The sequence below is a fragment of the Vibrio hangzhouensis genome (genome assembly GCF_900107935.1).
Classification (GTDB): domain Bacteria; phylum Pseudomonadota; class Gammaproteobacteria; order Enterobacterales; family Vibrionaceae; genus Vibrio; species Vibrio hangzhouensis.
The window spans coordinates 94,297-109,284 of the sequence record NZ_FNVG01000012.1 but is presented as its reverse complement, the minus strand read 5'-3'; the positions used below and the strand labels follow the sequence as shown (position 1 = coordinate 109,284).

The following is a 14,988-nucleotide window of genomic DNA, read 5'->3' as shown; positions in this document are numbered from 1 at the left end:
TTAACTGATGACGAGGGGACTTAAGCAATCCTCAGCGTTTCACTGCTCAAACGATTCATATAGCTATTGACTGCAAACGCCAGTCCAGCGATGGCAATGGCCCATAGCCAGATAGGCAGCACGCCGGTAGAGAGGGCGTAACCAATGCTGGTAGCCGTAAAGACACCAATAAAGCCCGGAATCAGGAAGCTGTGGTTTAAGATGTATTTGCCGATTCTTGTGGTACCTGAGCGGTCAAAGGTGATCGCGGCAAGATCGGATGGATAGAATGGGAAGAAATAATAGGCATAACAGGCAGGTAATACGCCAATCAATACTTCTGCCGGAATACCAAGGGCGAAGCCCAGAGGTAACATAATGGTCAAGACCGCCGCCTGACTTTTCAGGAACACGGACGAGACATACATGGCAATGGCGAAGGTCCACGGGTGAGTTTTCACCACATCTTCGACCAGACTGATAATGTAGGGTTTGTTGTAAGCGATGATGGTGTCACTCATCCAGGCAATACCAAAGATGATGATGACCGCACTCATACCAGCGATAAACACGTTGGTGTTGACGATTTTTTTCGGATCTACATTGGTGGTTAATAGGATGATGGCACCGACTGACAACATTAGAAATTGCAGTGCTGTTGACGTCTTAACACCATCTGGAAGCAGTCCGAGATCTTTACCAAACATGGCGACGCAAATCACCGTCAGGATACCGAGTAAGAAAACCGTGAGACCGCGTTTGGCTTTCTGATCTTCCTGTTGACCGGTTTCATCTGTGCTGGTTTCGCTGGTGTCAATCAATTGCGCTTTGAACTGAGGATCCTTGCAGCGCTCTAGGAATTCTGGATCGTCGTTCAGTTCTTTACCGCGCTTAAGGCTCCAGGTGGCGGCAATCAGCACACCTGTCAGTGTTGCCGGGATAGTTACCAGTAGTACCTGACCCAGTGTGATGTCGAGGTGGTTAGTTGCTGCTGTAGCCATTACCACGGCGGCGGCAGCAGCGATTGGGCTGGCTGTGATGCCCATTTGAGAAGCTATCGTGGAGATGGCCATGGGGCGTTCCGGGCGAATTCCGCGTTTGATGCTTACGTCATAAATTACCGGCAGGAGAGGGTATACCGAGTGACCCGTTCCGACTAACACCGTCAGGGAATAGGTACAAAGTGGCCCGAGGAAAACAACTTTGGAAGGGTGTTTACGCAGTAAGCTCTCAGCGTACTTTACTAACAGTTTTAGACCGCCAGTGGCTTCGAGTGTGGCGGAAGCGGCGACAACCGCAAGGATGATCAGCATAACGCCAATCGGAGGTTTGCCCGGAGCGATGCCAAAGACGAAGCTTAGAATGGAGACGCCTAATCCGCCCAGCAAGCCAAAGGCGATGCCGCCGTAGCGAATACCAACAAATATCACTGCCAAAAGTAGCAGCATATGAACATAAAACATAACAACTCCTTTTACTCTACGATGAAATCATCATACGACCGTGTAATTGGCAAATTACTGATCTCAATGAGGTAAAACGTATAAATTCAAACAAGGTTACAAATTTCAATAGCCGGTCACATTATTGAGGAGTCACTCGCATTTGAGTGGAATCAAGATCAACGGTACGAGTAATGAGCCGCAAAAAAACGAAAAAAGCGGAGCCCTGAGACTCCGCTTTGTTTGGTGAAATAGAACTGAAGTTAAGCGACGTTGCTAGCGTCGTCTTCGGCGCCAATAAACCCGCCGGTCTGATGAGCCCAAAGCTGGGCATAAATGCCCCCTTGAGTAATCAACTCCTGATGGGAACCTTCTTCGACGACTTCGCCTTTATCCAGCACGATCAAGCGATCCATCGCCGCAATGGTCGATAAACGATGGGCGATAGCGATAACCGTTTTCCCTTCCATAAGCTCATTCAAGCTCTCCTGAATAGCGGCTTCTACTTCAGAGTCCAGTGCGGATGTTGCTTCGTCCAAAATAAGGATAGGGGCGTTTTTCAGCAGTACACGCGAGATGGCAATGCGTTGTCTTTGGCCACCGGAAAGTTTCACTCCCCGCTCTCCGACCTGAGCATCGTATCCGACGTTTCCGAACGGGTCGGTGAGAGTGTCGATGAACTCGTGAGCATGGGCTTGTTGTGTGGCGGCGCGTAACTCTTCTTCTGACGCATCGGGTTTGCCATACAAAATGTTGTCGCGAATGGAACGATGCAACAAGGAAGTATCCTGAGTCACCATGCCAATCTTGCTGCGTAGCGAATCTTGGGTCACCGCTGAAATCGACTGACCGTCAATACGGATATTGCCGCCTTCTACGTCATGGAAGCGCAACAGTAAGTTGACCAACGTTGATTTACCAGCCCCCGACCGTCCGACCAAGCCTACCTTTTCACCGGGCTTGATATTGAGGTTCAAATGACTGATTACCCCTTTGTTTTCACCATAGTGGAAACTGACATCGTCGAACTCAATACCACCTTGATCGACAACGATAGGCTGAGCATCTGGCTCATCTTTAATCGCAATAGGTTTGGACAGAGTCTTAATCCCGTCGACAACCGTACCCATGTTTTCAAACAGGGCTCCCACTTCCCACATAATCCACATCGACATGCCGTTGATACGCAATGCCAGACTGATGGCTATCGCTATTGCGCCGACGGTAATGGCACTGTCCATCCATAGGTAGATAGAAATGCCTGCTATGGAGAACAGCAAAACATAGTTAGCCAGTTGCACAGCCACGTCAAATCCGGTGACCAGACGCATTTGGCGATGGACAGTATCAAGGAAGCCTTCCATGCCTTCTTCGGCATATTCGGTCTCACGGCGACTGTGTGAGAATAGCTTCACCGTCGAAATGTTGGTGTAACTGTCAACTATGCGACCCGTCATGAGTGAACGCGCATCGGCTTGCTCTGAGGCCACTTTCTTCAGTTTAGGGACGAAATAAACCTGAATACCAATATAAGCAAACAACCAGAACAACATCGGTAGCATTAAACGCAAATCCGCCTGAGCCAGAATGACGAGCATGGAGGTAAAGTAGACAGAAACGTAGATAAATACGTCCGCAGTCTTCATGACGGTTTCCCGCACAGCAAGGGCCGTCTGCATTACTTTCGTTGCCACCCGGCCTGCAAAGTCATCTTGATAGAAGGAGAGACTTTGCTTAAGCAAGTAGCGATGGGCCTGCCAGCGGATTGACATCGGATAGTTACCCAGCAGGGTTTGGTGAGTGACTAACGAGTAGACCAGTATCAATACTGGCATAACCACGAGAATAACCAGACCCACCCAAAACAGCGTTGTGCCATTTTCTTGCATAAAGGTGTCTGGATTACTTGCAGTCAGCCAGTCTACAAGTTCACCCATAAAACCAAATAGGGCGACTTCAATGATCGCGACGGTCGTACTGAGCAGGGCCATAACAATCAATGGCTTTTCAAAGCCTCGGGTATAGTGCCGACAGAATGCCAGTATGCCTTCAGGTGGCTGGTCGGGCTCCTGCTTTGGAAAAGCTTCTGTGAAATTTTCAAAGCGTTTAAACATGATTCACCTAAAACGTTGGAAAGCGCCCTTGATGTGTGAGTAAGGGACTTTCAAGAAGAGACAACAAATCCTCCTATCCGGAGATAAGAGTGAAAGTAAGAGCAAAATATAATTATTTGAATATTACATAGCGAACGATCCGTTTCGCAGGTTAGAGCAAGTGATTGAGGTCTGAAAAATCAGATATGAAACAGTGTATAACCTTTAACCAATCCACTCAAGAACAGCGGTATTGAACTCGTTGCTTTTCCGACACCGCTCTAATCACAAGGCATTAACCTTGCCCACGAGGAATGGAGCTTATTGTCTAATGTGGCAGTTATTATTACGGTGTAATTTGAATTTTTCCAGAATATTTACTGATGATTAGTGTGAAAAATTGACTATTCAGTAAATTAACAGTTAACACATTATTTACAATCTAACTCTTGTTATAGAATTTTGTAGTTAAGTGGATTCCCTATGAACCAAGGAATGACAGCGAACATTGATTGTTCAGTACCGGCGAAGTTAGGCAAGTCGGTCCAAAATGCGAACTGTGTAGTGATGGTGCCACCCAAAGAGTTTGGCTTTAATGCCGAAACAGCGGCGGATAACGAATTCCAGCATCAGGTTTCTCTGGATGCCAATGCGGTGAAAACACAGGCAATGTCAGAATTTAGATCAATGGTCGCGGGCTTGCGCAGGGCGGGTGTACAGGTTGTAGAGTTTGATTATCCGATAGATGTACAAGAAACGCCTGACGCGGTATTCCCCAATAACTGGTTCAGTACCACCCTTGACGGCACTTTCTATACCTTCCCTATGGCCTGCAGTAATCGCCAGAGAGAAGTGCGTCCCCACGCACTCATTGAAAGCTTGAAAGAAGCGGGAAGGCAAGTGCATGCAACGGATTCGCTGGTGGAGTATGTCGATCAAGGTGCCTTTCTGGAAAGCACTGGCGTGATGGTGAAAGATCACATCAACAAAACCATCTACGCCGCGTTGTCGCAACGCTGTGAACGCGAAGCGCTGGAAGATTACGCTAAACGCATCGGCTACCACAGGGTGGTTTCGTTCCAGACGGCGCTGCCTTCCGGTCATCCGATTTATCATACCAATGTCATGATGGCGATAGGCGAACATTTTGCAGTGATTTGCTCAGAGGTGATTCCGGAGTATGAGCGCCGCTTTGTGGTGAAATCGCTGGCTAACACCAAACAAGTGATCGACATCAGTTTAGAGCAGGTGAATCAGTTCTGCGGCAATATTCTTCAACTCGAAACAGTCAATGGTGATAAGGTGATTGCCATGTCTCAGTCAGCCTATAATGCCTTTTCCCCGGCGCAGAGGCAGCAGTTGTCTACTCACGGTAAGTTATTACCCTTCGATGTCTCGACCATCGAAAATATCGGAGGAGGCAGTGTGCGATGCATGTTAGGGGAGGTGTTTTTGCCGACACGCGTAAATTCACTTTAATCGTTTTAAATATGCCTCATTGAATGTGAGGCATATCTTCTCTGTTTACTTTGCCTTTATTTCTTCCGACTAAAAGTTTGGCAAAAATAGATGTCATTACTCATTTTATATAATTGACATTTAATTTTGATAAAGCACTCAGCTTGTGCGTAGAATATCCCCTTAGTCTTTATTTCCCTTCCTGCTTTTCAATTTCTCTTTTATAAAACCAACAACTCCCTGTTGGAGTTTAATTCTGTTTTGTTGTGTTTTTTAAACTATATTTGGTGTATTGCGTCTGAAATGATGCAAATTCCAGCATTTATCACTGCCATTTTCTAACTATGACCGCGATCCATATATCGTATCTAACATCTGATATATTAGTAATCAGGATGTTAATGAACGTGATATAGAGTAAACATATGAGAAAAATAGTGATAACGGGAGCAACCGGTCACCTGGGAAATAAACTCTACCAATATCTGTCTCAAAATGATCAATTGGATGTTTGGGGGTTAGATATTAGACCAAGTGATGACCCGAAAATAATAGTCGGTGATATCACTCAGTATGATGAAGCATGGGCAGATGTATTCGCCGATTGTGATGGTGTCGTTCATCTGGCGGCTGATCGTGATAATCAGTGTAACTGGGATTCTGCTATCCCAAATAATATTGATGCCACCTTTAATGTATTCCAGGCAGCCTCGAAACACGGTGTTAAACGTTTTGTGTTTGCCAGCTCCAATTGGGTGGTCGGCGGTTACCGCTTTATCGACGCGCGTCTTACTCCAGACATCTTACCAAATCCTGTCAATCCGTATGGCGTGACCAAGTTAGTGGGTGAGCGCATGGGTAATTTCTTTAGTGAACAGTATGGCATGAGCGTGGTCAGTGCTCGAATTGGCTGGACGCAATGGACCCATGACAATCAGCCCGGTGCACATATGGAAATGGGACGCTGGGGCCAGCTCATGTGGTTGAGTGACCGCGACTATTTACACGGAATGGAGCGTTCTCTGTTTGCCGATGTAGAGGGGCATATTGTGGTCAATCTCATGTCGAACAACAAAGGCATGAAGTGGTGTCTGGAAAGTTCGGCCAGTCAAATCGACTATCACCCTCAAGACAGTGCAACGGCTGAGCTGCCTTTAACGATAAGAATAAAAGAATGTTTTGCCTGGCTAGGGCAACGCTTTATCCCTTCGATAGGGAAGTGGATAAATAACCCTAGCTTTTAATTAAGAAAAATAACGTACAAAAGGAATAAATAAATATGAGTAGGAGTAATCACTACCTCTGGTTTATCTGTCTGGTCTCTGCCTTGGGTGGCTTCTTCTTTGGCTTTGACCTGATTGTTATCTCTGGAACGATCAGTTTGGTGAAAGCCCAGTTTGGGTTTTTACCGTGGCAAGAAGGCTTTTTTGTCAGTAGTGCGGTTGTAGGTGCAATTGCAGGTACGGCGGTTGCCGGTAAATTGAGTGACAGGTTTGGCAGGAAAAATAACCTTTTTCTTGCGGCGCTAGTCCTGTTTATATCTGCAATGGGGTGTACGTTTGCTTCCGACGCCAACTCACTGATTTTCTATCGCTTGATTGGCGGGTTTGGTGTCGGCGTCGCGACGCTGGTTTCACCACTCTATATCGCTGAGATTTCACCTGCTAACGTTCGTGGACGTATGGTAACGCTATTCCAGTTTGCTATTACTGTCGGCATTATGATCTCACTTTTCTCGAATGCTGCGATAAAAAACTGGTCTGACTCACTGATTGCAAGCGGCAATTTAGAGGGATCCATTGGCTGGCTATTTGGTGCAGAGCCTTGGCGTGGTATGTTCCTGGCAGAAGGGATTCCTGGTGTGTTTTTTGTTCTCTTGTGTCTGTTGATTCCTGAATCACCTCGATGGCTGATTAGTAATGGCCAGGAAGAGAAAGCGAAGCAGATCATTTCTCGAGTCTCGGGCAAAGAGTGGGCCAGTAAACAAATAAAAGAAATCAAAGAAGTCATCTCTGAAGAGACAGGCAAATTCTCCGACCTATTTAAGGGGGGCTATAAAACGGCGCTTACAATCGCTGTGGCGTTATCTATCTTCTCAGAAATGAGTGGCATTACCGTTGTCTTCTTCTATGGTCCAACCATTTTGGAAAAAGCGGGCCTTTCTCTTGGTGACTCGTTAGGTGGTTTCGCCATTATCGGTATCGTAAACGTTTTGTTTACCATTGTTGCGCTATGGCTCATGGACATCTCCGGACGCAAAAAGCTACTCTTAGCAGGCACGGTAGGGGTGATTCTGGCGCATACGGCAATTGGTATTCTGTTCTTGAACAACTACGATACTGGGTTTGCACTTGTATTCCTGATGTGTGCGTTTGTTGCATTCTTCGCTTTCTCTATGGGACCAATCAAATTCGTCATTATGAACGAGATATTCCCAACAAAGGTGCGTGGTCGAGCGGTGGCGATTGCGACTATTACCATTTGGGTATGTCAGGCCTTCTTGAACCAGTTTTTCCCAATGCTTAGAGAAATCATTCCGGTTGGCGCTATCTTCATCTTCTTTGCGCTTATCCTGGTACCGCAGATTTTCTTTGTATTGAAAGTGATGCCAGAAACCAAGGGCATGTCACTGGAAGAGATTGAACAGCACTGGAAAACGCAGTCTGAAGAAGAAGAGCAGAGCAAATTGAGCTCGGCAAAAGCATAGAGACCTTTCACCCAAGCGAAACGATTTCGCTTGGGTGATGTTGTATAAGGAATATCGAATGATTGATGATCAAAGTGTCAAGAAAAGTATCGGTCATTACATGTATGTGGCTAGTTACACATACCCTCATTGCGCTCCCGGGTCTGATACGGTCAGCACTGCGAAAGGGATTGCGGTTTATGAAATCGACGGACGTGGACAGTATCAACTGATTCAAGTCATCGCATCTGAAAATCCCTCTTATTTATCAACCAATGCCGAGCAATCCATCCTTTATTGTGTGAATGAACTAGGTGTCGATGACCGAGCTTGGGAAGGCAGAGTCAGCGCTTATCGGATTGACAACAATACGGGTAAGCTGGAGTTTATTAATACCCAGCGCACCAATGGTAACTGGCCTTGCCACTGTGAGGTGAGCCCATGTGGTCGTTATCTGGTCAGCGCGAACTACGGCAGTGGAAATTTCGTTGTTCACCCCATCGAGTCAGATGGCTCAATTGGTCAACTGCTCGACGAGGCTGTCATTTCGCATGATGGAGTAGGGGCAGATCCCAATAGACAGTCAGCACCGCATCCGCACATGATGACTTTCCACCCTTCTGGAAAGTTTGTTTTTGGGGTGGATCTTGGCAGTGATCAGGTGTTGGCATGGGCGCTGCGAGAAGAAAGTAGGTTAATACCTGCTCCTAAAGCATCAACTCAGATAGCGTCCGGAAGTGGCCCTCGTCATATGGTGATTCATCCAACCGGCCAATTAGCGTATGTGTTGAATGAGCTTTCATCGACGTTAGATGTGTTCGAGGTGAACACTGACACTGCGGGCATGATTTGGAAGCAATCCGCGTCATTGTTGCCAACGCATACCGATTTTGTCCGGCCTACATTTGATGCGACGAATCCCGGAAAGGTTCCGGCTGGTGGCAATACCGGCGGGGCGATCTGTATTGATGCTAAGGGCGAGTATATCTATGCCACCAATCGGGGCATGAACAGTGTGGTGACCTACGCGATTAGTCCGGATTCCGGCCGAGTTACAGCAATTGACTGGATCCCTACAGAAGGTTGCATCCCCCGTGGTTTGGCCATTGAACCCGATGGCGAACACGTTGTGGTTGGCAATCAGGATTCGGACTGCATCGCTCGATTTAAAGTGGACCGACGTAGCGGAAAACTGCAACACAACCCTCAAATTATTGACTGTCCGGTACCTACCGATTTTGTTTTCATCCCCCGCTGACAAGTATGAGCATTCGACGCACTGTCGTTGCATGCTCCCACCCAACTTAACCATGCCGTGACAGGCGAATATAGAGGTACAAAGAGAGGACGATCAACGCGCTACCCAATGATTTGTAGAGACTTAGTGATTCTCCCAGCAAAGTCACACTCATGATTAACGTCCAGATAGGTTCCAGGATCATAATAAGTGCCGCCACCTCAATATTGGCAGAATGCTGACCAACGGTTTGGGTCAAATACCTGAGAGCGGTTGCGATAAAGGTGGCGATAATGAACCAACCCCAGGTGTTGACTGAAAACTCCATTGAGGGAGCCCCGTCAAGTAGATAAAGCAGCAGACCACTCAATCCAACCACCGACATTTGTAAGCAAATCGAAGACAGAGGGGATACGACATTGCTGGCTCGTTTGTTTAACACAAAATGTACCGATAACAGGCAGGAAGACAGCAAGAAGTAGCCTTGGCTCACATCAATGTTCCACCCATTGGTGAGGGTGAGAAACATCATCCCTAAGACGGCAATAGGTAGGGAAAGCCAAAAGGCGCGATTAGGGTGTTGTTTGAACAAAAGCCATCGGGTCAGGGGGGCAATAATCATTGCGAGGCTCATAATGAAGGCCCCTTCAGAAAGGCTTTGAGTGATGCTGACAGCATAAACCCAAACGTGAATAGACAGTGCCAGAAGGCTTCCGACCGCAATCAGTTTCCAGATCAGATGTTTTGAAATTTGCCGGATATCTCTGAAGCAAAACGGTAGCAATAGCGTGCTGGCAATCAGGAACCGTCCGCCAATAAATGAACTGCTGGGCATTTCCTGTAATACGTATTTGGAAGCAACCCAACCAACAGCAGCAAACAGTGTTGCGAGAAACAAATACCCTTCCCCTTTGAGTGATCGATGCACGGGTTTACTCCTTTAATTTGGCTCAGGAAAAACCACAACGATTTTGCCTACGGTGCGCTGCTTCCTCATTTCGATTAAAGCCTCCCCGGCTTGATCCAGGGCGATGGTTTTGATTTGGGGTACATTAAGTGCACCTTGACTTAACAATTCGCTGAACGACAGGCCGGCCTTTAAGATCGAGTCTCGCCCTTTTGGGCCATTGGCGTATCCTGCTCCAAAGCTCAATTGATGAACAGTGAGCCCTCTCGCCTTTGCCTGATGATATTGTGTTAAGTTTGCTGTTTCTACGAGTTCAACCATCTCGCCTTCGAACTCCAATGCATCGGCACAAAATCGCTCAGACTCAGCGCCCACACAATCCAGAGCGATATTCACTCCCTCATTGGCAGTGATCTTCATGATCTCATCAACGACATTTTCATTTTGGTAATTGATGGCATGTGTCGCTCCAAGCTGTTTGACGTAGTCGGAGTTTTTCTCGGAGCACGTGGTGATAATCGTATTAAGACCAAAGTACTTGGCTATCTGAATGGCGAATCCGCCAACCCCACCAGCACCGCCACTGATGAAGACGGATTGTCGTTGCTGCACCTTGAGTTTGTCGACCAACGCGCGCCAAGCGGTCCAGCCGGCACAAGGTGTAGCTGCCGCCACCTCTACCGGTACATCGGGGAGCGTGGTGAGAGTTCGGCTATCCTGAAGGCAATACTCTGCCAAGCCACCATACTGGCTGAACATATTGCCGTGAAATAACACGTTATCGCCCACCTTCCAGTCCTTCACCTGGTCGCCGGTTTCAATGATTTCCCCGACCACATCCAGTCCAACGACAAAGTCGTCTCCCATGTTGCTGACAAGTGACTGCCAGTGAACGATTTTGGTGTCCACTGGATTCAGGCCGCATGCACGAACTTTGACTAATACCTGGTGCTCATTAGGTACAGGTATCGCCAGCGTTTGAATCTGGAATCGATCATGTTTTTTTTGGTAGGTCAGTGCTTTCATGTTGTGAGCCTCTAAAACAATAAAAGGAGCTTTCGATTGGGGTCGAAAGCTCCAAAGTGGTCACATGGGGTGAGTGACTAAATAAGATTCGCCTTTTGAGCGACATAGATAGAACCAATAGCCGACAGATCCTGAACATCCTGGCATTGAATCACTGGGTTGTCCGGGAACTGGTGATTGAGGAGTACCGCCGTTGCATCACACAACAAACCAGATCCTCCGATATATACTGGCGTCTCTGAACTAAAGTGAAGCTGTGGAGCGGAGCTTAATGCTTTTATGTCAGAGTGCAGTATGACACCGATGAGGAAACTGGCGAGCTGCTCATGTTGCTTGCCACCAAATTGTTCCTGCAGACGGATTAAGAACAGTGCATGTCCTAACCCATAGCTTTCTGAAGCCTGGTAGCCTTCTAACAGCGAATCGGTACACAAGGTTTCGGAAAAACGATCCTGCAGAGAACTGGTCAAAATCGTGTGGTGTGTGACGATAGCATTTAATTCGCCTGCCAGTGTGGTACAGCATCCGCGAATAGTTTGTTGAGCGTCTACAGAAACAAATTTCGAATGAGATCCAGGAAGAGCGATAATAGCGTCTTGCTCAATATTGAACAGGTCGGCGATCGCCAGCGCCTCTACTTCCTCACCGCGCATAATGTCGAGACCGACTACAGATTGCAGGTTGTCGGTATCAAGGTTTTTAACACCTGGAATAAAGTGGATGGGCAGATCAGAGACTTCAGGAATGACAACAGATTTGATGTTGTCAGCGAAGTTGCTGAGCGAAACCGGTGCGACAAGGTGTGGCACTTCATACAAGCCCAGGTTCGAGGTAATCATACCTGCTGCCAGAATGGCTTCAATATCTGTATCTTGCAGTGAGTGTGATTGCTTTAGCTGACTCACCGCGTTGGCGATTGTCGTCACCAGTTGCTGATTATTGCCGTCGATACTGGTATTACGAACACCGATATTCGCTTTAACCTGATCAACGCGTTGTTTACCATCGAAAAGCGCTACTCGAGTGTTGGTAGTGCCTGTATCTATTGTAATGATCAATTGGATATCCCTCAGACGAGGCCCACGTCAACCGCAGGCCTCTCATACAGATTAGATGCGGCCAAACTTAGAAAGCAGCTGCTCTACCGTTGCGCCGTTAAGAATTTCTTCGCGCACTTTTTTCTCGTTTTCTGCCAACTGCTTAGCTGCTGGGTATACTTCTTCAACGAACTCGTAAGGAACCACTGTCACACCCAGTTCATCAGCAACTACTAAGTCGCCTGGTTTAACGATTTGGCCACCACATACTACAGGCACGTTAATTTCGATCGGCTCAGTGCGACCAGTCTCTGCAGAGTGAGCTGCGCGAGGAGAAACTGAGCGTGAAGCAATTGGGAAACCGAGAACTTTTGACTCATCAGTATCACGAACAGAGCCATCAACAACCGCACCAACAACACCCGCTGCTCGTGCAAGGCCAGACATTAAACCGCCCCAGATTGATGTGTTTGGCGTGCCGTTCGCATCGATAACCACAACATCACCTGGTTTTGCGATATCAAAGATTGGCAGACAGTCAACAATATCACCTGGCTTAAGTTTTACCGTTAATGCCTGACCAATGAATGGTTTGTTGCTTGAACGGAATTTAATCTCATGATCCATTACACCGTCACGTTTGAAAGCGTCACTGAATACGGCACTGACACTTAATGTGTCGACCATTTCTGCACACTTAGCGATAAGTTCTTCGTTTACTTCTGGACGTGGATTAATAATTTTCTTTGCGTATTCCATTTTTACTTCCTAATCAATTCAATAGCTTGTTTATAACGACAAGCGTTTTGGTAAATTTTGTCGAACTCTTGGTTCTCTACGAGGGTGTTGTTCACTAAGTTAGAGCCGATCCCGAAGCCAATCGCACCAGCTTTGGCAAAGGCTGCAATGTTGTCTGAATCCACACCGCCAACGGCTATAAATTTGAGGTCAGACAGCGGAGCACTTAGTGCGCCTAAGTAACCAGGGCCAAGTAAGCCTCCAGGAAACAGTTTGATGAAGTCAGCTCCGGCTGCATCGGCCTGCACGGCCTCCGTGGGGGTCATGACCCCTGGTAGGGATACCATGTCTAGCTCACGCGTTGCCTGAATCACCTCTACATTGAGATCCGGCGAGACGATGAACTGGCCGCCAAGTGCTTTTACTGCTTTTACTTGCTCAACCGTTGTCACTGTGCCCGCGCCGAATATCAAACGGTCACTGAACTCACTCGCGAGAATATCGAGGGCCGCAAGTGTGCCTTCATCTCCGTTTTTTCGATCGAACGTTACTTCAACCAGGCGAATGCCACCCTGATGGAGGGCTTCCATGGTCGGACGAACGTTCTCTGGTGATATACCTCGAACGATGGCAAACACCTTGTGCGTTTCGATTGCCGCGATGGTTTCCTGTCTCATGATTACTGTTCCGAAATAGGGGTTTTAACTCGAGCTACTGGGTCAAGAGGCTCGCCACCTAGCAATACTGCTTTCGCATTTTCTGCAGCAATGCGACGGCATTCCTGGAACGCTTCCTGGGAAACATAAGCCACGTGTGGTGTGACGATGCAGTTATCCAGACCAAAAATCGGGTTATCGTTTGGATTCCAATCGTCCAGCTTAGCGGGCTCTTCCTCTGGATCATCCAGACCAGCTGCGGCAATCCAACCTTCTACCAGTGCTTTGTAAAGCGCTGTGTTGTCAACGACTTTGCCTCTTGCACCGTTGACCAGAACCGCGTTCGGCTTCATTTGACGTAGACGATCTTCATTGATCAAACGATCGGTTTCAGGCGTGTGTGGGCACATCACGTTGACCACGTCTGACGTGGTAATCAGCGTCTCCAGATCTACTTTTTCAACACCAAAAGTATTCATGTAAGAGGCGGATACATAAGGGTCAAATGCCACAACCTTAAAGCCAAGAGCCGTCATTTTTTTGGCGATATTCTGAGCGATTCGGCCAAAGCCGATGAGGCCCCAGACAGAAGAACGGAAGCGTTTAGGAACTAGGCCGTCCATATCCCAATGCCAGTTGCCTTCATGAGTGAACTTGTTATAAGCAGGAATTCTTCTGAAAAGCGTCAGACCTAATGAAATAGAGTGGTCTGCAACTTCGTCGATACAGTAATCAGGTACGTTGGACACCTTGATCCCGTGGTCATAACACGCTTCTACGTCAAGAATGTCGACGCCAATCCCGTAGCGACAAATGATCTTGCAGTTGTCGAGCTGCTCAATTGTTGCGCGAGGGATCTTGGCATATTGCTGCAGGATCGCATCCGCATCTTTGGCTAGCTCACCTAAACCAATGCCTGTTTTGCATTTTAAGCCGATTACTTCTGCGCCAATTGGTTCGAGTACGCTGCGTTCAATATCCAAATCAGGATAGTCATAGTCGGATACATAGACTTTGAACTTGGTCTCAGCTGTCATGTCACATCACCTCTTTGTTTTAATATTCGATATCTGAGATCTAACATATCAGTTGATTTTTTGGATCTGAATTCATTTGTTTTCAAACTGTGATCAATCACAAGAAACTCGACTTTGCACAGGTCAAATGGCCTTTCTAGGGTGTTTTCCGTCCACTTTGCAGTCTATGATATCTGACATATCAGTATTTTTTGGTGATGAGACTAGTATGATGAAATGGTTAAATGACAATTTGGAGGCGGCCCTTGGAGGACTGCTTCTAGCGGGAATTGTAATATTGATTACAGTCCAGGTAGTGATGCGATATGTGTTTCAAAATGCCTTATCTTGGTCTGAGGAATTAACCTTATGGTCCTTTATTTGGTTTATCTGGATAGGCATTGCTTACGCGTTCAAAGAGAGAAAGCACGTAAAGGTAACGTTTTTCCAAGACTTACTCCCGGCTAATGCAAAACGAATGTTGGAAGTGGCGATTGACATAGCGATCGTCGTGTTCTTGTTAACGATGACGTATCAATCTTACAAGTTGATCACGCTACCGTATGTACTCTCTCAAAAATCTGTGGTTCTCAATCTTCCAATAGCCATCATGTACGCTTCGGCTCCTGTCGGATCGTTATTGTCGGTATTCAGGATTCTTCAATTTTACGTTGCAAAGCCAGCGCAAACATCATCAGCAGTAGGGGTATAAA

The 14,988-nt window shown here is 47.1% G+C and carries 13 protein-coding genes; 5 read left to right on the top strand and 8 right to left on the bottom strand.

All coding sequences use genetic code 11. The annotated features are described in order from the left end of the window. Positions 1-20 precede the first annotated feature (20 nt). Complete coding sequence (locus tag C4S60_RS13385; protein WP_103880859.1) at positions 21-1,442, bottom strand: anaerobic C4-dicarboxylate transporter; 1,422 nt, start codon at positions 1,440-1,442, stop codon at positions 21-23. 242 nt (positions 1,443-1,684) lie between these two features. Beyond that, complete coding sequence (locus tag C4S60_RS13380; protein WP_103880858.1) at positions 1,685-3,535, bottom strand: ABC transporter ATP-binding protein; 1,851 nt, start codon at positions 3,533-3,535, stop codon at positions 1,685-1,687. A gap of 462 nt (positions 3,536-3,997) precedes the next feature. Between C4S60_RS13380 and C4S60_RS13375 the strand changes: the two genes are divergently transcribed. The 4 genes from C4S60_RS13375 (at position 3,998) to C4S60_RS13360 (ending at position 8,916) form a co-directional block, all read left to right on the top strand. Then, a complete protein-coding gene (locus tag C4S60_RS13375) occupies positions 3,998-4,993 on the top strand; it encodes an arginine deiminase-related protein (protein WP_425275130.1) in 996 nt (331 codons plus the stop codon). A gap of 404 nt (positions 4,994-5,397) precedes the next feature. Next, complete coding sequence (locus tag C4S60_RS13370) at positions 5,398-6,216, top strand: NAD-dependent epimerase/dehydratase family protein (RefSeq protein ID WP_103880856.1); 819 nt, start codon at positions 5,398-5,400, stop codon at positions 6,214-6,216. A gap of 35 nt (positions 6,217-6,251) precedes the next feature. Next, positions 6,252-7,679, top strand: a complete 1,428-nt coding sequence (locus tag C4S60_RS13365) for a sugar porter family MFS transporter (protein ID WP_103880855.1) — start codon at positions 6,252-6,254, stop codon at positions 7,677-7,679. Between the two features lie 58 nt (positions 7,680-7,737). After that, positions 7,738-8,916 (top strand): lactonase family protein, encoded by a 1,179-nt coding sequence (locus tag C4S60_RS13360; protein ID WP_160111365.1) that lies wholly within the window; start codon positions 7,738-7,740, stop codon positions 8,914-8,916. Between the two features lie 46 nt (positions 8,917-8,962). Here the strand turns inward: C4S60_RS13360 and C4S60_RS13355 are convergent, their stop codons facing one another. The 6 genes from C4S60_RS13355 to C4S60_RS13330 all read right to left on the bottom strand — a co-directional run bounded on the left by C4S60_RS13355 (position 8,963) and on the right by C4S60_RS13330 (position 14,296). Further along, positions 8,963-9,823 carry a DMT family transporter gene (locus C4S60_RS13355; RefSeq protein WP_103880853.1) on the bottom strand — a complete coding sequence of 287 codons (861 nt, stop codon included), beginning with the start codon at positions 9,821-9,823 and terminating at the stop codon, positions 8,963-8,965. Between the two features lie 12 nt (positions 9,824-9,835). Next, positions 9,836-10,828 (bottom strand): zinc-binding dehydrogenase, encoded by a 993-nt coding sequence (locus C4S60_RS13350; protein ID WP_103880852.1) that lies wholly within the window; start codon positions 10,826-10,828, stop codon positions 9,836-9,838. Between the two features lie 77 nt (positions 10,829-10,905). Further along, positions 10,906-11,886 carry a 2-dehydro-3-deoxygalactonokinase gene (locus C4S60_RS13345; RefSeq protein ID WP_160111364.1) on the bottom strand — a complete coding sequence of 327 codons (981 nt, stop codon included), beginning with the start codon at positions 11,884-11,886 and terminating at the stop codon, positions 10,906-10,908. A gap of 51 nt (positions 11,887-11,937) precedes the next feature. Then, positions 11,938-12,624, bottom strand: a complete 687-nt coding sequence (locus C4S60_RS13340; RefSeq protein WP_103880850.1) for an RraA family protein — start codon at positions 12,622-12,624, stop codon at positions 11,938-11,940. Positions 12,625-12,626: 2 nt separating this feature from the next. Next, the gene (locus C4S60_RS13335) at positions 12,627-13,280 is read right to left on the bottom strand and encodes a bifunctional 4-hydroxy-2-oxoglutarate aldolase/2-dehydro-3-deoxy-phosphogluconate aldolase (protein ID WP_103880849.1); all 654 of its coding nucleotides are present in this window, start codon (positions 13,278-13,280) and stop codon (positions 12,627-12,629) included. A 2-nt stretch (positions 13,281-13,282) separates the two neighbouring features. Then, complete coding sequence (locus C4S60_RS13330; RefSeq protein WP_103880848.1) at positions 13,283-14,296, bottom strand: C-terminal binding protein; 1,014 nt, start codon at positions 14,294-14,296, stop codon at positions 13,283-13,285. Between the two features lie 208 nt (positions 14,297-14,504). Here C4S60_RS13330 and C4S60_RS13325 point away from each other — a divergent pair, with 208 nt between their 5' ends. Then, positions 14,505-14,987: a TRAP transporter small permease gene (locus tag C4S60_RS13325; protein WP_244183098.1), complete on the top strand. Its 483-nt coding sequence runs from the start codon at positions 14,505-14,507 to the stop codon at positions 14,985-14,987. Position 14,988 lies beyond the last annotated feature (1 nt).

Bases quoted from the DNA above. Each gene is read 5' to 3' on its own strand.
- C4S60_RS13385 (WP_103880859.1), bottom strand. From the start codon at position 1,442: ATGTTTTATGTTCATATGCTGCTACTTTTGGCAGTGATATTTGTTGGT.
- C4S60_RS13380 (WP_103880858.1), bottom strand. From the start codon at position 3,535: ATGTTTAAACGCTTTGAAAATTTCACAGAAGCTTTTCCAAAGCAGGAG.
- C4S60_RS13375 (WP_425275130.1), top strand. From the start codon at position 3,998: ATGAACCAAGGAATGACAGCGAACATTGATTGTTCAGTACCGGCGAAG.
- C4S60_RS13370 (WP_103880856.1), top strand. From the start codon at position 5,398: ATGAGAAAAATAGTGATAACGGGAGCAACCGGTCACCTGGGAAATAAA.
- C4S60_RS13365 (WP_103880855.1), top strand. From the start codon at position 6,252: ATGAGTAGGAGTAATCACTACCTCTGGTTTATCTGTCTGGTCTCTGCC.
- C4S60_RS13360 (WP_160111365.1), top strand. From the start codon at position 7,738: ATGATTGATGATCAAAGTGTCAAGAAAAGTATCGGTCATTACATGTAT.
- C4S60_RS13350 (WP_103880852.1), bottom strand. From the start codon at position 10,828: ATGAAAGCACTGACCTACCAAAAAAAACATGATCGATTCCAGATTCAA.
- C4S60_RS13340 (WP_103880850.1), bottom strand. From the start codon at position 12,624: ATGGAATACGCAAAGAAAATTATTAATCCACGTCCAGAAGTAAACGAA.
- C4S60_RS13335 (WP_103880849.1), bottom strand. From the start codon at position 13,280: ATGAGACAGGAAACCATCGCGGCAATCGAAACGCACAAGGTGTTTGCC.
- C4S60_RS13330 (WP_103880848.1), bottom strand. From the start codon at position 14,296: ATGACAGCTGAGACCAAGTTCAAAGTCTATGTATCCGACTATGACTAT.
- C4S60_RS13325 (WP_244183098.1), top strand. From the start codon at position 14,505: ATGATGAAATGGTTAAATGACAATTTGGAGGCGGCCCTTGGAGGACTG.